Source organism: Pseudoclavibacter sp. RFBI5 (assembly GCF_002931395.1).
GTDB lineage: Bacteria > Actinomycetota > Actinomycetes > Actinomycetales > Microbacteriaceae > Pseudoclavibacter.
Window position 1 is genome coordinate 263790 of sequence record NZ_PSYA01000010.1, and the last position, 16795, is coordinate 280584.

At 68.7% G+C, this 16795-nt stretch carries 14 protein-coding genes; 10 read left to right on the forward strand and 4 right to left on the reverse strand.

Annotated features, from left to right (window positions below; translation table 11 throughout):
* Nucleotides 1–42 precede the first annotated feature (42 nt).
* Nucleotides 43–468, reverse strand: a complete 426-nt coding sequence (locus C5E06_RS08185) for an RNA-binding S4 domain-containing protein (protein WP_104241115.1) — start codon at nucleotides 466–468, stop codon at nucleotides 43–45.
* An 82-nt stretch (nucleotides 469–550) separates the two neighbouring features.
* Between C5E06_RS08185 and C5E06_RS08190 the strand changes: the two genes are divergently transcribed.
* Nucleotides 551–1123 (forward strand): CDP-alcohol phosphatidyltransferase family protein, encoded by a 573-nt coding sequence (locus C5E06_RS08190; RefSeq protein WP_104306567.1) that lies wholly within the window; start codon nucleotides 551–553, stop codon nucleotides 1121–1123.
* On the opposite strand, the gene C5E06_RS08195 is transcribed toward C5E06_RS08190, so the two are convergent.
* A complete protein-coding gene (locus C5E06_RS08195; RefSeq protein ID WP_104299185.1) occupies nucleotides 1095–1910 on the reverse strand; it encodes a DUF3097 family protein in 816 nt (271 codons plus the stop codon). The genes C5E06_RS08190 and C5E06_RS08195 overlap by 29 nt on opposite strands.
* Nucleotides 1911–2167: 257 nt before the next feature.
* Between C5E06_RS08195 and C5E06_RS08200 the strand changes: the two genes are divergently transcribed.
* The 3 genes from C5E06_RS08200 to C5E06_RS08210 all read left to right on the forward strand — a co-directional run bounded on the left by C5E06_RS08200 (nucleotide 2168) and on the right by C5E06_RS08210 (nucleotide 4206).
* Nucleotides 2168–2668 (forward strand): FHA domain-containing protein, encoded by a 501-nt coding sequence (locus tag C5E06_RS08200; protein WP_068478243.1) that lies wholly within the window; start codon nucleotides 2168–2170, stop codon nucleotides 2666–2668.
* A 65-nt stretch (nucleotides 2669–2733) separates the two neighbouring features.
* A complete protein-coding gene (locus C5E06_RS08205) occupies nucleotides 2734–3363 on the forward strand; it encodes a MerR family transcriptional regulator (protein ID WP_308471360.1) in 630 nt (209 codons plus the stop codon).
* A gap of 300 nt (nucleotides 3364–3663) precedes the next feature.
* Nucleotides 3664–4206 carry a MerR family transcriptional regulator gene (locus C5E06_RS08210; RefSeq protein WP_104241118.1) on the forward strand — a complete coding sequence of 181 codons (543 nt, stop codon included), beginning with the start codon at nucleotides 3664–3666 and terminating at the stop codon, nucleotides 4204–4206.
* Between the two features lie 47 nt (nucleotides 4207–4253).
* Here C5E06_RS08210 and C5E06_RS08215 read toward each other — a convergent pair whose 3' ends face one another.
* Complete coding sequence (locus tag C5E06_RS08215; protein WP_104306568.1) at nucleotides 4254–5120, reverse strand: ParA family protein; 867 nt, start codon at nucleotides 5118–5120, stop codon at nucleotides 4254–4256.
* A 77-nt stretch (nucleotides 5121–5197) separates the two neighbouring features.
* Here C5E06_RS08215 and C5E06_RS08220 point away from each other — a divergent pair, with 77 nt between their 5' ends.
* The 3 genes from C5E06_RS08220 to def are packed head-to-tail and all read left to right on the forward strand — an operon-like array spanning nucleotide 5198 to nucleotide 10567.
* Nucleotides 5198–8620: a pyruvate carboxylase gene (locus C5E06_RS08220; protein WP_104306569.1), complete on the forward strand. Its 3423-nt coding sequence runs from the start codon at nucleotides 5198–5200 to the stop codon at nucleotides 8618–8620.
* The gene (locus C5E06_RS08225) at nucleotides 8613–10019 is read left to right on the forward strand and encodes a mycothione reductase (protein WP_104299073.1); all 1407 of its coding nucleotides are present in this window, start codon (nucleotides 8613–8615) and stop codon (nucleotides 10017–10019) included. Before C5E06_RS08220 ends, C5E06_RS08225 begins: the two co-directional genes overlap by 8 nt.
* The gene (gene def / locus C5E06_RS08230; RefSeq protein WP_104306570.1) at nucleotides 10016–10567 is read left to right on the forward strand and encodes a peptide deformylase; all 552 of its coding nucleotides are present in this window, start codon (nucleotides 10016–10018) and stop codon (nucleotides 10565–10567) included. Before C5E06_RS08225 ends, def begins: the two co-directional genes overlap by 4 nt.
* Before the next feature lie 51 nt (nucleotides 10568–10618).
* Here def and C5E06_RS08235 read toward each other — a convergent pair whose 3' ends face one another.
* Nucleotides 10619–12439 (reverse strand): long-chain fatty acid--CoA ligase, encoded by a 1821-nt coding sequence (locus C5E06_RS08235; protein WP_104306571.1) that lies wholly within the window; start codon nucleotides 12437–12439, stop codon nucleotides 10619–10621.
* Between the two features lie 175 nt (nucleotides 12440–12614).
* Here C5E06_RS08235 and C5E06_RS08240 point away from each other — a divergent pair, with 175 nt between their 5' ends.
* The 3 genes from C5E06_RS08240 (at nucleotide 12615) to C5E06_RS08250 (ending at nucleotide 16758) form a co-directional block, all read left to right on the forward strand.
* Nucleotides 12615–13334 (forward strand): 1-acyl-sn-glycerol-3-phosphate acyltransferase, encoded by a 720-nt coding sequence (locus C5E06_RS08240; RefSeq protein WP_104241124.1) that lies wholly within the window; start codon nucleotides 12615–12617, stop codon nucleotides 13332–13334.
* Between the two features lie 169 nt (nucleotides 13335–13503).
* Nucleotides 13504–14889 carry a class II 3-deoxy-7-phosphoheptulonate synthase gene (locus C5E06_RS08245; protein WP_104241125.1) on the forward strand — a complete coding sequence of 462 codons (1386 nt, stop codon included), beginning with the start codon at nucleotides 13504–13506 and terminating at the stop codon, nucleotides 14887–14889.
* 165 nt (nucleotides 14890–15054) lie between these two features.
* Nucleotides 15055–16758, forward strand: coding sequence for an acyltransferase (locus tag C5E06_RS08250; RefSeq protein WP_104306572.1), 1704 nt, complete (start codon nucleotides 15055–15057; stop codon nucleotides 16756–16758).
* Nucleotides 16759–16795 lie beyond the last annotated feature (37 nt).

The following is a 16795-nucleotide window of genomic DNA, read 5'->3' on the forward strand; positions in this document are numbered from 1 at the left end:
ACCCAACTCGGAGCGCGGTTCGCGATCACTCGTCCGGGTCGATCACTCGTCCGGGTCGAGCAGGGGCCGTTCGTCGCGGCCGCGGATGCGATCGATCTCTCGACGCTCCCGTTTCGTCGGACGCCCGGCCCCACGGTCGCGGTACGCGATGGGGGCGGCGAACTCCCGAGGGGGAGGCGGAGGGGAGTTGTCGATGAGGGCCTTCGCCGCGATCGGCGCGCCGACGCGCTTCTTGAGGAGCTCCTGCGCGACGAGGACCCGGTCGCGGTCGGTCCGCACCCGAACCTCGTCGCCGACGTGGATGCGCTGCGCTGGCTTGGCCCGATCGCCGTCGATCTTGACGTGCCCGGCCTTGCACGCCGCGGTCGCGGCGCTGCGCGTCTTGTAGATGCGGACCGCCCAGAGCCACACGTCGACCCGCACGGACGCGGGTCCTGGCTGGTGGTAGCCGTGCTCGTCTCGGTCCATCCGATGATCGTATCGAGTTCGCGCGGCTGCGCCCAGCGGTCGTGCACAGACGCGCGAGGCGTGCCACTGCGACAATGACGTCATGGCAGGCGACCGGCATGAGAGCCCGATGCGGTGGGCGACGCTGCCCAACGCCATCTCGGTGGCACGACTGCTGGTCTTCGTGCCCCTCACCATCTGGCTTGCCGCCGACGGCCGGGAGCTGGCCGCCACCCTGAGCCTCGCTGCGTTCGGGGCCACCGACTGGATCGACGGCTTCCTCGCGCGCCGCCTCGGGCAGGTCTCCCGAGTGGGGGAGGTCCTCGACCCGGTCGCCGACCGGCTCGGCATCATCGTCATCGGCTTCGGCCTTGCACTCCTCGGCTACTTCCCGTGGTTCGTGCTGGTTACGATCTTCCTCTGCGACCTGGCGCTGCTCGTCATCGGGCTGGCGCGGCTCGAGCGGGTCCGCGAGGGGCGCGTGAACCTGCTCGGCAAGGCCAGGTCGGCGTTCATCATGGTCGCCATGCCGCTCCACCTGCTGTCGTACGCCGAGCAGGTCCCCGCCGAGCCGCTGCGCACCATCACGTGGTGGATGCTGCTGATCGGGACGGTCCTGCACGTCGCAGCAGGAGCCGTCTACGCGGTCAGGTACCTGCGCCGCCGGGCTCTGTGACGAAGTCGATGAGCTCCTCCACCCGGCCGAGCAGCGACGGCTCCAGGTCCCGGTAGTCGCGGACGCGCTCCAGGATGCGCTGCCAGGCCCTTGCCGTGTCCGCCTGCTCCTCTGCGGGCCAGCCGAGCGCTCTGCAGATGCCCTTCTTCCAGTCCTGCCCTCGGGGAATGACGGGCCAGGCCTTGAGTCCGAGGCGCTCGGGCTTCACCGACTGCCACACGTCGACGTACGGGTGGCCGACGACCCGCACGTGCGAGGCGCCGAAGCGCCGCGTGATGTCGTCGGCGATGCGCTGCTCCTTCGAGCCCTTGACGAGGTGATCGAGCAGCACTCCGACGCGGCGCGTCGGGCTCGGTCCGAACACCGTCAGCACCTCGGCGAGGTGGTCGGCACCCTGCAGGAACTCGACGACGACCCCGTCGATGCGCAGGTCGTGGCCCCAGACCTTCTCGACGAGCTCGGCGTCGTGCTTGCCCTCCACGAAGATTCGCCCGGCCCTCGCGGTCCTCGCCTTGGCATCGGCGACGTGGAAGGAGCCGGACGCGCTGCGTGCGCGCCCAGACTGCTGCTTGGCCGCCGGGGGCCCGAGCAGGACGGCCTCGTCCTCGAGCAGGAAGATCGAATCGGCGGGGAACGCCTTGCGCTGGCCGTCGAAGTCCTGCAGCGTCACCGTCTGCTTGTTCGCCGACGCGAGGCGGCCGTAGAAGCCGCTGGCCGCATCCTCGAGCCACATGCCGCTCGCCATGGGCACCTTGCGCGTGAGCGGCGCGGACTTGCGTTCTCGCATGCGGGCGATGGGGTCGCCCGCATAGCGGTCATCGGACCCAGCGCGGCCGTCGAAACTCGCGCGATCGCCGGAGGAGGAGACGTCTAGCACCCCGAAAGTGTACGCCGAGGGTGAAAATGGGGTTCGATTTCCCCGCTCGTTTCGACAACACTCAGTCGTCTGACGCACAATGGCAGGCGGTGCTGCTGCAATTAACCGACCGGAATTCGGGCACCCCCGATTCCGCTACGCTTGAGCATCGACTCGAGGAGGCAAATATGGCTGGTTCTGACGCTGAGGCGCGGACCCCTGAAGGCGACGGCGTCGTCGATGAGCAGACGCAGTCTTCGACGATGTCGTTCACCGGTGATTTCAGCGCGCAGCTCGCTGCGCTGATCGCAGGTGGCGTGTCGAAGGAGGAGATGGAGTCCATCAGCGCGCTCCCCTCCGGATCCGCGCTCCTGATCGTCCGTCGCGGTTCCAACGTGGGAGCCAGGTTCCTGCTCGATACCGACCTCCAGGTCGCTGGCAGGCACCCGAACGCGGAGATCTTCCTCGACGACGTCACGGTGTCCCGTCGTCATGCCGAGTTCACGCGGCACGGCCGCGAGTTCCACATGCGCGATCTCGGTTCGCTCAACGGCACGTACTACAACGGCGAGCGCATCAACTCCGCCGTCCTGACCAACGGCGGTGAAGTGCAGGTCGGCAAATTCCGCCTCACTTTCTACAGCTCCCCGCTTGACACCAGCCTGACTTCCGCGTCTGCCGGGAACTGATCGTGGCCGCTATGGCGGCGGCGGCTTCTGCGCGGGGACCCGGTCGGACGCTCAGCATCGGTCAGGTGCTGCAGCGGCTGAACGTCGAGTTCCCGGAGCTGAGCCCCTCCAAGCTCCGCTTCCTCGAGGACAAGGGCCTCGTGCACCCCGAGCGAACGCCGAAGGGGTATCGCAAGTTCTCCGCGGCCGACGTCGCTCGCCTGCGCGAGGTGCTCACCATGCAGCGCGACCTCTACCTGCCGCTCAAGGTGATCGCCGAGTACTTCGACGACCTCGACCGCGGCCTCGAGCCTGAGCTTCCGGGATCGCGGGCACCGCAGCGGCAGACGATGCTCGCGGCTGGCACGGTCCTCGATCGTGCGCAGCTTCTCGAGCGGTCTGGGGCGAAGCCCGCGCTGCTCGAGCAGGCTGTGAGCGCCGGACTCATCCCAGCGGCGAGTCGGTACCAGGAAGACGAGCTCACCATGCTGAGCACGCTCGTGGAGCTCGAGCGAGTGGGCATCGAGCCCCGCCACCTGCGCCCCTTCCGCGCTGCCGCTCACCACGAGTTCGGGCTGATCGAGCAGGCGCTCTCGACGAACGCGCGGCGAGCACGCTCGCAGGGTGAGGCCGTCGAGCGTGCCAACGAGCTCGCCGAGCACCTCGGGTCGGTTCGCCGGTCCCTCATCCGCCAAGCGGTTCGCGGTCGCAGGTAGGTTCATCCTCCACTTGAACGTGAAGTGGATTCTCGAGCCACGATCTCGTGCCACGACACGCCGCAGGCCTGCCGTGGAGGCCTGAAATCCGGGGCAAGTCGGGTCAGGATCACATCGTTGTCGTTCGGAAGTAGCCGAGCGGCATGCACTCCAATAGAATCGACCCAGACGGCTCGGGACTTACCTCAAGTTCCCTTGTGGTACAAGGCTTCCCCAGGGCGCATCTGCTCCCCGGAGCGCAGGGCTTGCTCCAGGAGTACGGGGCGCTGAGTTGGTCGAAAACGTGTGAAAGGTGCAGGCATGAGCGAGCAGGGACAGGGCGACGCGCCAACCGGCGGCGAGTTGGTCTTCACCGACGGCATTCCGGACCTCGATCCGGGCTCCGGGTACCGTGGCGCCGTTGCCGCTCGTGCCGCGGGCATCACCTATCGGCAGCTCGACTACTGGGCTCGCACCGGTCTGGTCGAGCCGACGGTTCGCGGGGCGAAGGGTTCTGGCTCCCAGCGTCTCTACTCGTTCCGCGACATCCTCGTCCTCAAGCTCGTGAAGCGACTGCTCGAGACGGGCATCTCGCTCCAGCAGATCCGCACGGCGGTCGACCAGCTCGCCGAGACCGGCGTCGTCGACCTCGCGCAGACGACGCTCATGTCTGACGGTGCAAGCGTCTACCTGTGCACCTCGAACGACCAGGTCATCGACCTCGTGCACCGCGGGCAGGGCGTGTTCGGCATCTTCGTCGGCCAGGTGCTCCGCGAGGTCGAGTCGACACTCGTCGACTTCGAGCAGCAGACGCTCGACCCTGTCGACGAGCTCGCAGCTCGCCGCGCCAGCCGCGCGAGCTGAACCCGCAGGCGGCCCCGTTGCCGAGGCCGCCGGTTCTCAGGAGCTCGCTACCTGTTCGACCGGCCCCGTTGACGCCCGCGCGTCACCGGGGCTTCGTCGTCTCCGGTGGCGGGGGCTTCCGCGTAGGTGCCCAGCCGGCCGGCCCGCATGATGCGGTCGAGCAGCTTGTCGAAGTTCGCCGCCATCTCCTCGGCTGAGCTTCCCGGCCAGAGGTGCACGGGCTTGGCCGCTCCCTGCGCCTGCTGCAGGGAGGTGCGCTCCGGGAGCGCGGGGGAGAGCACGAGGGGCCCGAACATGTCCCGGAGCTCACCGAGGCGGAACTGGTGCTCGAGGGACTGGTGCTTCGCACGGTTGACGATGATGCCGAGCGGCTGGAGCCGCGGCGACAGCTCGCGCCTGATCTCGTCGACGGCCCGGAGCGCGCGGTCGGCGGCGGCGACCGAGAAGAGCCCGGGCTCGGTGACGACCGCGACACGGTCCGAGGCGGCCCAGGCCGTGCGCGTGAGCGCGTTCAGCGAGGGCGGGCAGTCGATGAGGACGAGGTCGTAGTCCTCCTCGACGACGGCAAGTGCCTCCTCGAGGCGCCAGATCTCTCGGATCGAGGGATTCGGGGTATCGAAGCTCAGCGCTGCTGGACTGCCCACCATGAGGTCGATGACGCCGCGGCTGCCTTCGCCCCACGCCGAGCGGGCGATCGCGGCGCGAACCGTGCTGGGCTTCGGCGAGCGGAGGACGTCGGAGATCGTGGCGCCATCCTGCGCGCGGGCATCGAGCCCGGTGGAGACGTCGGACTGGGGATCCAGGTCGACGACGAGGGTTCTGAGCCCGCGGGCCCAGGCGGCGGAAGCGAGGCCAAGGGTCACCGTGGTCTTGCCGACGCCGCCCTTGAGAGAACTGATGCTGAGGACGAACACCAGCCCAGGCTACATTCACTAGGCTTGAGGTCACGTTGCTGCATGCCCCTGTCGTGTTGTCGGAAGGTGGAACACCGGTGTTCAAGAAGATCCTGGTCGCGAATCGAGGCGAGATCGCGATCCGCGCATTCCGCGCCGCAGTCGAGCTCGGAGCGCGGACGGTCGCGGTGTACCCGTACGAGGACCGCAACTCCCTGCACCGCCTGAAAGCTGACGAGGCGTACCAGATCGGCACCGTCGGACAGCCCGTCCGCGCCTACCTCGATGTCGCCGAGATCCTCCGCGTCGCGAAGGAGTCGGGGGCTGACGCCGTCTACCCCGGCTACGGCTTCCTGAGTGAGAACCCGGAACTGGCGCGCGCTGCCCAGGAGGCCGGCATCGCGTTCATCGGTCCGCCGCCGCGTGTCCTCGAGTCCGCGGGCAACAAGGTCACGGCGAAGAACCAGGCCATCGCCGCCGGCGTGCCGGTGCTCGCCTCGAGCCAGCCCTCGACGGATCTCGACGAGCTCTGCGCGGCCGCCGACGAGATCGGCTTCCCGATCTTCGCGAAGGCCGTCGCCGGAGGCGGCGGACGCGGCATGCGTCGCGTCGAGCGCCCCGAAGACCTTCGCGAGGCGCTCGAGTCTGCGATGAAGGAGGCGGAGAGCGCCTTCGGCGACCCGACGATGTTCGTGGAGCAGGCGGTGCTGCGGCCTCGCCACATCGAGGTGCAGATCCTCGCGGATGAGCACGGCAACGTCGTGCACCTGTTCGAGCGCGACTGCAGCGTCCAGCGTCGACACCAGAAGGTCGTCGAGATCGCTCCCGCTCCGAACCTCCCGCAGGAGGTCAGGGACAAGCTCTACGCGGATGCCGTGGCCTTCGCGAAGTCCATCGACTACGTCAACGCCGGCACCGTGGAGTTCCTCCTGGACACAGCCGGGCCGCGCGCAGGTCAGCACGTCTTCATCGAGATGAACCCCCGCATCCAGGTCGAGCACACCGTGACGGAAGAGGTCACGGATGTCGACCTCGTCCAGGCGCAGATGCGTGTGGCCTCGGGCGAGCGCCTCGACGATATGGGCCTCCAGCAGCACCAGCTGGAACTCCACGGCTTCGCGCTGCAGTGCCGCATCACGACCGAGGACCCCTCCCAGGGCTTCCGTCCCGACACCGGCGTCATCACGACGTACCGCTCCGCGGGCGGCTCCGGCATCCGCATCGACGGCGGCACCATCGCAACGGGCGCGGAGGTCCTGCCGCACTTCGACTCGATGCTCATGAAGCTCACGGCTCGCGGACGCGACTTCCCCGCAGCCGTCCGGCGGGCCCGTCGAGCGCTCTCCGAGTTCCGCATCCGCGGCGTCGCCACGAACATCCCCTTCCTCCTCGGCGTGCTCGACGACCCCGACTTCCAGCGTGGCGACGTCGCGACCGACTTCATCGAGAAGCGTCCAGGGCTGCTCGAGTACCGCCGACCCGGCGACCGGGGGACCAAGATCGTCAACTGGCTCGCCGACGTCACGGTCAACGCCCCGCACGGCGCTCGGCCGACCTCCGTCGAGCCCCGCTCGAAGCTCCCTGAGCTCGACACCGCCCTCCCGCTGCCCGGCGGGCGCCGACAGGAGCTGCTCGAGCTCGGGCCGACGGCCTTCGCGGCGCAGCTGCGTTCGGAGCGGCGACTCGCCGTGACCGACACCACGTTCCGCGACGCGCACCAATCGCTCCTCGCGACCCGCGTCCGCACGCGGGATCTCGTCACAGCGGCGCCCTACCTCGCGCGCCTCACGCCGGAGCTACTCTCCATCGAAGCCTGGGGAGGGGCGACGTACGACGTCGCGCTCCGCTTCCTCGGTGAGGAGCCCTGGGAGCGCCTCGCGAGCCTCCGCGAGGCTGTCCCGAACATCCCGCTGCAAATGCTGCTGCGCGGGCGGAACACCGTCGGCTACACGCCGTACCCCGAGGCCGTGACCAAGGCGTTCGTGCACGAGGCGACCGCGACGGGCGTCGACATCTTCCGCATCTTCGACGCGCTGAACGACGTTTCGCAGATGAAGCCCGCCATCGACGCAGTGCTCGAGACCGGCACCGCCGTCGCCGAGGTCGCCCTCTGCTACACCGGCAACCTCGCCGACCCCGCTGAGCCGTTCTACACGCTCGACTACTACCTGCGCCTCGCGGAGCAGATCGTGGAGGCGGGCGCGCACATCATCGCGATCAAGGACATGGCGGGTCTCCTGCGCCCGCAGGCGGCCTCGATCCTCGTCACGGCCCTGCGCGAGCGCTTCGACCTGCCGGTCCACCTGCATACGCACGACACCGCTGGTGGGCAGCTGGCGACACTCCTGGCGGCAAGCGAGGCGGGCGTCGACGCTGTCGACGTCGCCAGCGCTCCGATGTCGGGCACGACGAGCCAGGCGAGTCTCTCGGCGCTGGTCGCGTCGCTCGAGCACACGGAGCGAGACACCGGCATCAGCCTCACGAACGTCACCGATCTCGAGCCCTACTGGGAGGCAGTCCGCCTCGTCTACCGCCCCTTCGAGTCGGGTCTCCCCGGCCCGACCGGTCGCGTGTACAAGCACGAGATCCCCGGAGGCCAGCTGTCGAACCTCCGCCAGCAGGCCATCGCACTCGGACTCGCGGACCAGTTCGAGCGCATCGAGGACATGTACGACGCGGCCGACAAGATTCTCGGCCGCATCCCCAAGGTGACTCCCTCATCGAAGGTCGTCGGAGACCTCGCCCTGCACCTCGTCGCGGTGGGAGCCGACCCGGCCGACTTCGCCGAGAACCCAGGCAAGTTCGACATCCCGGACTCGGTCATCGGCTTCATGGCGGGCGAACTCGGCGAGCTGCCCAACGGATGGCCGGAGCCCTTCCGCAGCAAGGTGCTCGAGGGCCGCGACGTGAAGATCGAGATCACGCCGCTCTCCGCGGCCGACGAAGCCGGCCTCGCCGGCGACAGCCTCGAGCGCAGGCGCACCCTCAACAGGCTCCTGTTCCCGCAGCCGACCGCGAGCTACGAGGACACGGTCCGGCTCTTCGGCGACCTGTCCGTGCTCGACACCCTCGACTACCTGTACGGGCTCGAGCCTGGCGAAGAGCACGTCATCCACATCGGCAAGGGCGTGCAGCTCTTCGTCGGGCTCGAGGCCATCGGCGAACCGGATGCGGACGGCATGCGCACCGTCATGGCCACCCTGAACGGTCAGCTGCGGCCGGTCTTCGTGCGCGACCGCAGCATCAAGGTCGACACGATCGAACGCGAGAAGGCCGACAGCGGAAATCCCGGTCACGTGGCAGCGCCGTTCTCCGGCGTCGTCACGCTGCGTGTGGACGTCGGCGAACGCGTCGCCCAGGGGCAGACCGTCGCGACGATCGAGGCGATGAAGATGGAGGCCGGGATCACCGCACCCGTCGCTGGAGTCGTCGAGCGCCTCGCGATCTCCTCACCGCTCGAGGTCGGCAACGGGGACCTCCTCGTCGTCGTGCGTCCGGGTGCCGAGAGCGCCGATGCCTGAGCGCACCGACGCCGAGCACTTCGGCCTCATCATCATCGGCGCAGGCTCGGGGAATTCCCTCCCCCCAGGCGACGAGAGCGGGCCGAAAACCGCGATCATCGACGACGGCCCGCACTTCGGCGGAACCTGCCTCAACGTCGGCTGCATCCCGACGAAGATGTACGTCCACGTGGCGGACATCGTGCGGGTCGCGCGCGACGCCGACCGCCTTGGCATCCACGACGTCCGGCTGCGCCCGTCGTGGCCGGAGGTGCGCGACCGCGTGTTCGGCCGCATCGACCACATCAGCGAGAGCGGGGAGCACTACCGGGAGAGCGGCAACCCTCGGGTCACGCTCGTCCGAGAGCGAGTCGAGATGCTCGGCGACCGCGAGGTGCTCACGGCTTCCGGGAGGCGCCTCACGGCCGACACGCTGGTCATCGCCGCGGGCAGTCGCGCGCGCCACCACGACGTCGTTCCGCTCAGCTCGCCGCTCGTCCACACCTCCGACACGATCATGCGCATCGATGACGCGCCTCGTCGCCTGGCGATCATCGGCGGCGGCTCCATCGCCTCTGAGTTCGCGCACGTCTTCAGCGCCTTCGGCTCCGAGGTGACGCAGCTGGTGCGCGGGCGCGTGCTCTCCTCGCTCGATGCCGACGTCGCCGAGACCTTCGCGGACGCGGCACGGGAGCGCTGGCGCCTTGAGACCGGCACCTCCGTCGTCGGCTTCTCCGACGACGGCGGCGTCGCGACACTCACGACCGACTCGGGAGAGCGCATCGAGGTCGACGCTGTGCTCGTCGCGATCGGACGCATCCCGAACACCGACACGCTCGGGACCTTCGAGGTCGGCTTCGACCACCACGACGACGGCCGGCTGCGCGTGGACGCCTACCAGCGCGTCCTCCGCGACGGCCACCAGGTGCCCGGCGTCTTCGCCCTCGGCGACATCGACTCGGAGCACCAGCTCAAGCACGTCGCCAACCACGAGGCGCGGGTCGTCGCCCACAACATCGCCGTCGAGCCCGGCCGTCGCCTAATGAAGAACACCCTCGGTCCGGTCCCCGACGTGGTGTTCACCGAGCCCCAGATCGCCAGCTTCGGAGCAACCCTCGAGCGGGCCGAGCAGCTCGGCTACGACGCGTTCGAGGTCGTGCACGAGTACGGGTCCACCGCCTGGGGGTGGGCGCTCGAAGACCAGCGCAGCTTCTGTAAACTCGTCATAGCGCGTGGAAGCGCGACCATCCTCGGGGCGCACATCGTGGGCCCAGACGCGGCGGTCCTGCTCCAGCCCCTCGTCCTCGCGGCGAGCTTCGGGCACTCCATCCGGGGTCTCGCGCGCGGCCAGTACTGGCCCCACCCCGCGGCTAGCGAGGTGGTCGAGAACGCGCTGCTGCGCGCTGAGGAGGAACTGTGACCGTTCGCCCCATCCGCTTCTACGGAGATCCGGTGCTGCGCACGCCCGCCGAGCAGATCACTGTCGTCGACGACCGCATCCGCAGTCTTGTCACCGACCTGCTCGACACGACGGCGCTCGACGGCCGTGCCGGGGTGGCTGCCCCGCAGATCGGGGTCGGGCTCGCCGCGTTCTCGTACAACATCGACGGGCAGACCGGCTACGTGCTCAACCCGGTCCTCGAGAGCACCTGGGGAGAGGTCGAGGAGATCGACGAGGGCTGCCTCTCCGTCCCCGGCCTCTGGAACAAGACGCCACGGTACGAGCACGCTCGGGTCACCGGAATCGACCTGGACGGCGAGCCCGTCGTCCTCGAGGGCTCCGGCCTCATGGCTCAGATGCTGCAGCACGAGACCGACCACCTCAGGGGGGTCGTGTACATCGACACGCTCGCGCCCGAGCACCGCAAGGAAGCCATGCGGGAGATCCGGGGCAGCGAGTGGTTCGCGCCCGCGACCCCCTCTGCTGGATCCGCGAAGGCCAGCGCCTTCGGCCGCACGTCGCTCTGACGACGCTGACCGGAGGCGCTGGCCGCGAGGGTCCAGCTCTCCGAGCTCGAGCTACTTGAGCGTGATGCCCTGCGTCGCGGGTGCGGCGTTGTAGATGCCCTCGATGATTCCTCGGTACTTCTCGAGGATCACGTGGCGCTTGATCGACATCTTCGGCGTGAGCGTGCCGTCCGCTTCCGTGAACTCGCCGTCGAGCACGACGAACTTGCGGATCGACTCGGCCCGGGAGACGCGCGTGTTCGCGAGGTCGACGGCATGCTGGATCTCGGCCAGCACCTTCGGGTGCTCCGCGGCCTGGGCGACCGAGATGCTCGGGTCCTCGCCGTTGTTGGAGAGCCAGGTCTTGAGCATCTCGGGATCGAGCGTGACGAGCGCGGAGATGAACGGGCGCTGATCTCCGACGACGACGATCTGGCCGACGAGCGGGTTGGCTCGGATCGGGTCCTCGAGCGCCGCGGGGGAGACGTTCTTCCCGCCGGAGGTCACGATGATCTCCTTGATTCGCCCGGTGACGGTGATGTAGCCGTCGTCGTCGATCGAGCCGAGATCTCCCGTCTTGAACCATTCGCCGTCGAAGGCCGCGGCCGTGGCCTCTGGGTTCTTCCAGTACTCGCGGAACACGTTGATGCCCTTGACCTGGAGCTCGCCGCTGTCATCGGTGCGCACGGCGACGCCGGGCAGCGCCGGCCCGACGGTGCCGATCTTCGATTTCTCCGCGAGGTTCACGGACGCAGGGGCCGTGGTCTCGGTGAGGCCGTAGCCCTCGAGGATGTTCACGCCGATGGCCCGGTAGAAGTGGCCGAGACGCGCGCCGAGTGGCGCGGAACCCGAGACGGCGTGCTTGACCCGGCCGCCCATGACCTCGCGCAGCTTCGAGTAGACGAGCTTGTCGAACAGCTTGTACTGGAGGCCGAGGACAAGCGGCGTCCGGCCCGCGTCCTGCGATTCCGAGTAGCGGACCGCGACGTCTGCCGCCTTGCGGAAGATCTTGCCCCGGCCGCCGGTCTCCGCCTTCTGCTCCGCCGAGTTGTAGACCTTCTCGAACACGCGGGGCACCGCGAGGAGGAAGGTCGGGTGGAAGGTGCCGAGCGACTCCACGAGCTTCGTGGTGTCGTGCTGGTGGCCCACCTTGACTCCGCCGTAGATGCAGAGCACTGAGATGAAGCGGGCGAAGACATGCGCGAGCGTGATGAAGAGCACCGTTGATGCGCCGGGGTAGATGAGCGCGCCGAGCGGGTCCTTCACGTTGCGGCACAGCTCGACGAAGTTCGAGTGCGTGATGACGCACCCCTTGGGGCGTCCCGTCGATCCCGAGGTGTAGATGAGCGTCGCGATGTCAGCGCCGTTCGCGATCCCACGACGGCGCTCGATCTCTGCGTCCTCGACGCCGGCCCCGAGCCGGATGAGCTCCTCGATCGCGCCGGCGTGCAGCGCGTAGCGCACGCGCAGCGCCTCGACAGTGTCCGAGATCTCGTCGAGCTTGTCGTCGTGCTCCGGGAGCTCGGAGATGATGCCGACGGCCTCCGAGTCCTCGAGCATCCACTCGATCTGCGCTGACGAGCTGGTCTCGTAGACCGGCACCATGACCGCACCGGCGTACCAGAGCGCGAAGTCGACGAGCGTCCACTCGTAGTTCGTCTTCGCGACGAACGCGATGCGCTCCCCGGGCTCGATGCCAGCGGCGACGAAGCCCTTGGCGAGGGTGTGCACCTTCGCGTGGAACTCCTTGACCGGCACGTCGCGCCAGGTGCTGCCTTCCGGCAGGGCGAAGAGGGCGAGATCCGGCGATTCTCGAAGTCGGTACTCGAGCAGATCTGTGGTGTTCCAGCTCGGCTCCGGGCTGACGACGGCGGGGGTCTCGGATAGCTTCATTGCAACTCCTGAGTGTGGTCCTGGTCGTGAGCCGCCTGAACGCCCATCGTCCGGACCGATTCGACTTCACGTTCCGTGGCTTCCAACCCTACCGTTTCGGAAACGGGGAGCGGCGCAACGGGGCCGGGCATGTCCCGAGTACACTGATGTGCCATCGCCTATCGGGAGGCCACGCATGTTGTATTGGGTGCTCAAGCATCTCTTCGCAGGTCCCTTGGTGCGCGGAACGTTCCGCCCTTGGGTGCGCGGCGTCGAGAACATACCGGCGAAGGGGCCGGTCATTCTGGCGTCGAACCACTTGTCGGTCATCGATTCGTTCTTCATGCCGTTGTCGATCGACCGCCGCGTCTACTTCCTCGCGAAGAAGGAGTACTTCACCGGCACGGGGATCAAGGGCTATCTGACGGCGCAGTTCTTCAAGTCGACGGGCATGCTCCCGATCGACCGGGGTGGCGGAGCAGCGAGCGAGGCGTCCTTGCAGACGGGCCTGCGCGTGCTCGGCGAGGGCAAGGTGCTCGGCATCTATCCGGAGGGCACCCGCAGCCCCGACGCACGGATGTTCCGTGGGCGCACGGGAATCGCGCGCATGATCATGCAGGCGGACAAGCCCGTCACGGTCGTCCCCGTGGTCATGGTCGACACGGAGCGCGTCCTGCCCATCGGAGCGAAGGTTCCTCGTCTCCGCAAGGTCGGCATGGTCTTCGGCGAGCCGCTCACCTTCACGCGGTACGAGGGCATGGCCGCCGACCGCTTCGTGCTCCGCTCCATCACGGACGAGATCATGAGCGAGCTGCACGCCCTCAGCAACCAGGACTATCGCGACATCTATGCCTCGTCCATCCGAACCAAGATGGACGCAGAGGCCAAGGCGCTCGCCGCCGCGCAGAAGCACTGAATCGCCGAGCAGGTCCGAGCGTTCGAGAAGCCCTGAGCGATCAACAGAGCAGAGCGCCGCGGCCCCGAGTATCGTCGGGGCCGTTCGGCGTGAGATCCAGCAACACACCAGCGCTGCAGCGCCCAAGCTGCCAGCATGAGATCAGAGACATGAGATCAGAGAAGCGAGCATGAGCCAATTCACCTCCACCCACACAGAGTCGATCCCGACGCCCCCCGGCGTGCTCGAGGGGCTCGACGCCTGGCGCGAGCTGCCGATCCGGCAGCAGCCGCAGTGGGGCGACGCGACCAAGGTCGCGAGCGTCTCAGGTGAGCTCGCGTCGCTGCCGCCACTCGTCTTCGCCGGCGAGGTCGACCGCCTGCGCGACCGTATCGCGACGGCCGCTGCCGGGCAGGCGTTCGTCCTGCAGGGTGGCGACTGCGCCGAGACCTTCGCGGGCGCGACGGCAGACAAGATCCGTGCGCGGGTGCGCACGATCCTGCAGATGGCCGTCGTGCTGACGTACGGCGCGTCGATGCCGGTCGTCAAGATGGGCCGCATGGCCGGTCAGTTCGCGAAGCCCAGGTCGAGCGACAACGAGACGCGCGGCGACGTGACGCTGCCCGCGTACCGCGGAGACATCGTCAACGACTTCGATTTCACCGAGGAGGGCCGCACCCCGGACCCGGAGCGCATGCTCCGCGGCTACCACACGGCCGCTTCCACGCTGAACCTCGTCCGGGCATTCACGACGGGCGGCTTCGCCGACCTCCGCGAGGTGCACTCCTGGAACCAGGGCTTCGCCGCCAACCCCGCCAACGCGCGCTACGAGCAGCTCGCGGCTGAGATCGATCGTGCCGTCCGCTTCATGGCGGCCGCTGGAGCTGACTTCTACGCACTCCGTGACGTCGAGTTCTTCGTCGGCCATGAGGGGCTCCTCATGGACTACGAGCGACCCATGACCCGCATCGACTCCCGCACCGGTCTGCCGTACGACACGTCCGGCCACTTCATCTGGATCGGGGAGCGCACGCGCGACCTGGACGAGGCGCACGTCGACTTCTTCAGCCGCGTGAAGAACCCCATCGGCGTGAAGCTCGGGCCATCGACGACGCCCGACACCATGCTGCGGCTCATCGACAAGATCGACCCGAACCGCGAACCTGGTCGGCTCACGTTCATCACCCGCATGGGCGCAGGCAAGATCCGCGACGCGCTTCCGCCCCTGCTCGAGGCGATCAAGAGCAGCGATGCGCAGCCGCTGTGGATCACCGACCCGATGCACGGAAACGGGATCACGACGCCGAACGGCTACAAGACGCGTCGCTTCGACGACGTCGTGGACGAGGTCAAGGGCTTCTTCGAGGCGCACCGCGCCGCGGGGACGCACCCGGGTGGCATTCACGTCGAGCTCACGGGTGATGACGTCACCGAGTGCCTCGGCGGTTCCGAGCACATCGACGAGAAGACCCTCGAGACCCGCTACGAGTCGCTGTGCGACCCGCGTCTCAACCACATGCAGTCGCTCGAGCTCGCGTTCCTCGTGGCCGAGGAGCTGCGCGCGGGCAAGCACTAGAGGGACTCGGTCGTGACCTCGAAGGCGCTTCGGGTCGTGTGACGTGACGAGGCCTCCTGGCATGGTGGAGCTGTCGAGCTCTGCCGTCGCCAGGAGGCCTCTCTCGGCGTTTGGGAGCACGAAGCCCGAACTCCGCCGCCGCATCGCTCGTGAAAGGATGAGCGCATGAGCGCCGACAGCGTCCGCCGAGTCGATTTCCTCCCATGGGAGTACGATCCCCACTCCGCCGACGGAGCCGCCCAAGCTGAGCGACTGCGCGAATTGGCAGCGTCGGGTGCCGAGATCGGCGACCGGGTGTTCGTCTCGGCGAGCGCCGCCGTCTTCTGCGATCGGCTGTCGATCGGCGACCGCAGCTACATCGCCGCCAACGCCTACGTGACCGACAACGTCGCCATCGGCGCGGACTGCTCCGTCAACCCCTTCGCAGTGGTCCGCGGCGACGTGCACATGGGCGACGGCGTCCGAATCGGCGCACACACCTCGATCCTCGGCTTCAACCACGAGATGGAGCCGGACGCTCCGGTCTTCACCCAGGGGCTGTCGAGCCGAGGGATCGTCCTCGGAGACGATGTCTGGATCGGCTCGCAGGTGACGATCCTCGACGGGGTGGTGGTCGGCGACCACGTCGTGATCGGCGCGGGCTCGGTGGTCACGAAGAGCGTCCCTGACCACGCGGTCGCAGCGGGCAATCCTGCGCGCGTCCTCCGCGACCGCCGGGCGCCGGCACGCGAAGCCGGGCTCAGGGAGGGGCTCCGACGCTTCGGGGACACGGCTCGGGCTGAGATCACGGCGGTGCTCGCGCGCTGCTTCGAGGGCGGCCGCTTCGTCGATCGCCCAGGCACGGCTGCGGCGCCCACCCTCCGACCTTGGGCCGACGCCGTCGAGCTCGCCGACCTGCTGCTGGACGCGCCGCCGCCCGGCTTCGACGCCGCGGACCTGCTCCGGAGGCTGACGGCGAGGCAGGATCCCGCGACGGGCCTGGTCGCCGACGGCGATCTCTCGGACGCCGGCCTCGAGCGAGCGCAGACGTCGCCGGATCCGCAGTCGTCGGAACGGCTTTCGGCCTTCGAGGGGCCGGCGAGCTACCACGTCCTCAGCGCCAGCTACGCCGTGCGGCTGCTGGGCGGGCGGATGCCCCACCCGATCCGCGCCGTGCACGGGCTCACGGGAACCGACGTGACGGCGGCACTCGACGCCCGTGACTGGGCTGCTGGCGCCTGGGGCTCCGGTGCCGCGGTCGACGCGGTCGCGACGGCGTGCGCCGCGAACATGCTGGATCATTCCGACGCCCTCGACGACGGGGGAGTCGGGCCGCTCCTCACCGTGCTCGGCTGGGCGGTCGCGCGCGCGGACCCGCGAACAGGCCTGTGGGGGGAAGAGCTGCCCGGCGCGGAGTCGCCAAGGCTGCAGGCCGTGAACGGCTTCTATCGGCTCACCCGCGGACTCTTCGCGCAGTTCGGACTGCCGCTGCCGTATCCGGTCGCGACGATCGACACCGTGCTGCTGCACGCAGCGGACCCCCACCTCTCCACGCCAGATGGCTGGACGGCGTGCAACGTGCTCGATAGCGCGCATCCGCTCTGGCTCGCTTCGCAGCAGACCAAGCACCGCTGCGGGGAGATCGCGGAGTGGGCGCGCGGGGCGCTCGAACAGGCGCTCGGCCAGTGGGTTCCTGGCGAAGGGATGGCGTTCGCGCCGCGCTCCTCGGGGGAGGATGGCGAACCAGGGTTGCAGGGGACCGAGATGTGGCTGAGCATCATCTGGCTGCTCGCGGACCTGCTTCACGCATCGGATTCGCTGGGCTACCGCATGCGCGGGGTGCATCGTCCTGAGCCCATCGCGGCACTTCGGTCGGCGTCACGCTCCTAGCGCTCGGTCGCGGGAGGCGAGAGCCCGGGCCACGCCC

Bases quoted from the DNA above. Each gene is read 5' to 3' on its own strand.
- C5E06_RS08250 (WP_104306572.1), top strand. From the start codon at position 15,055: ATGAGCGCCGACAGCGTCCGCCGAGTCGATTTCCTCCCATGGGAGTAC.
- C5E06_RS08185 (WP_104241115.1), bottom strand. From the start codon at position 468: ATGGACCGAGACGAGCACGGCTACCACCAGCCAGGACCCGCGTCCGTG.
- C5E06_RS08240 (WP_104241124.1), top strand. From the start codon at position 12,615: ATGTTGTATTGGGTGCTCAAGCATCTCTTCGCAGGTCCCTTGGTGCGC.
- C5E06_RS08200 (WP_068478243.1), top strand. From the start codon at position 2,168: ATGGCTGGTTCTGACGCTGAGGCGCGGACCCCTGAAGGCGACGGCGTC.
- C5E06_RS08190 (WP_104306567.1), top strand. From the start codon at position 551: ATGGCAGGCGACCGGCATGAGAGCCCGATGCGGTGGGCGACGCTGCCC.
- C5E06_RS08235 (WP_104306571.1), bottom strand. From the start codon at position 12,439: ATGAAGCTATCCGAGACCCCCGCCGTCGTCAGCCCGGAGCCGAGCTGG.
- C5E06_RS08245 (WP_104241125.1), top strand. From the start codon at position 13,504: ATGAGCCAATTCACCTCCACCCACACAGAGTCGATCCCGACGCCCCCC.
- C5E06_RS08225 (WP_104299073.1), top strand. From the start codon at position 8,613: ATGCCTGAGCGCACCGACGCCGAGCACTTCGGCCTCATCATCATCGGC.
- C5E06_RS08195 (WP_104299185.1), bottom strand. From the start codon at position 1,910: ATGCGAGAACGCAAGTCCGCGCCGCTCACGCGCAAGGTGCCCATGGCG.
- C5E06_RS08210 (WP_104241118.1), top strand. From the start codon at position 3,664: ATGAGCGAGCAGGGACAGGGCGACGCGCCAACCGGCGGCGAGTTGGTC.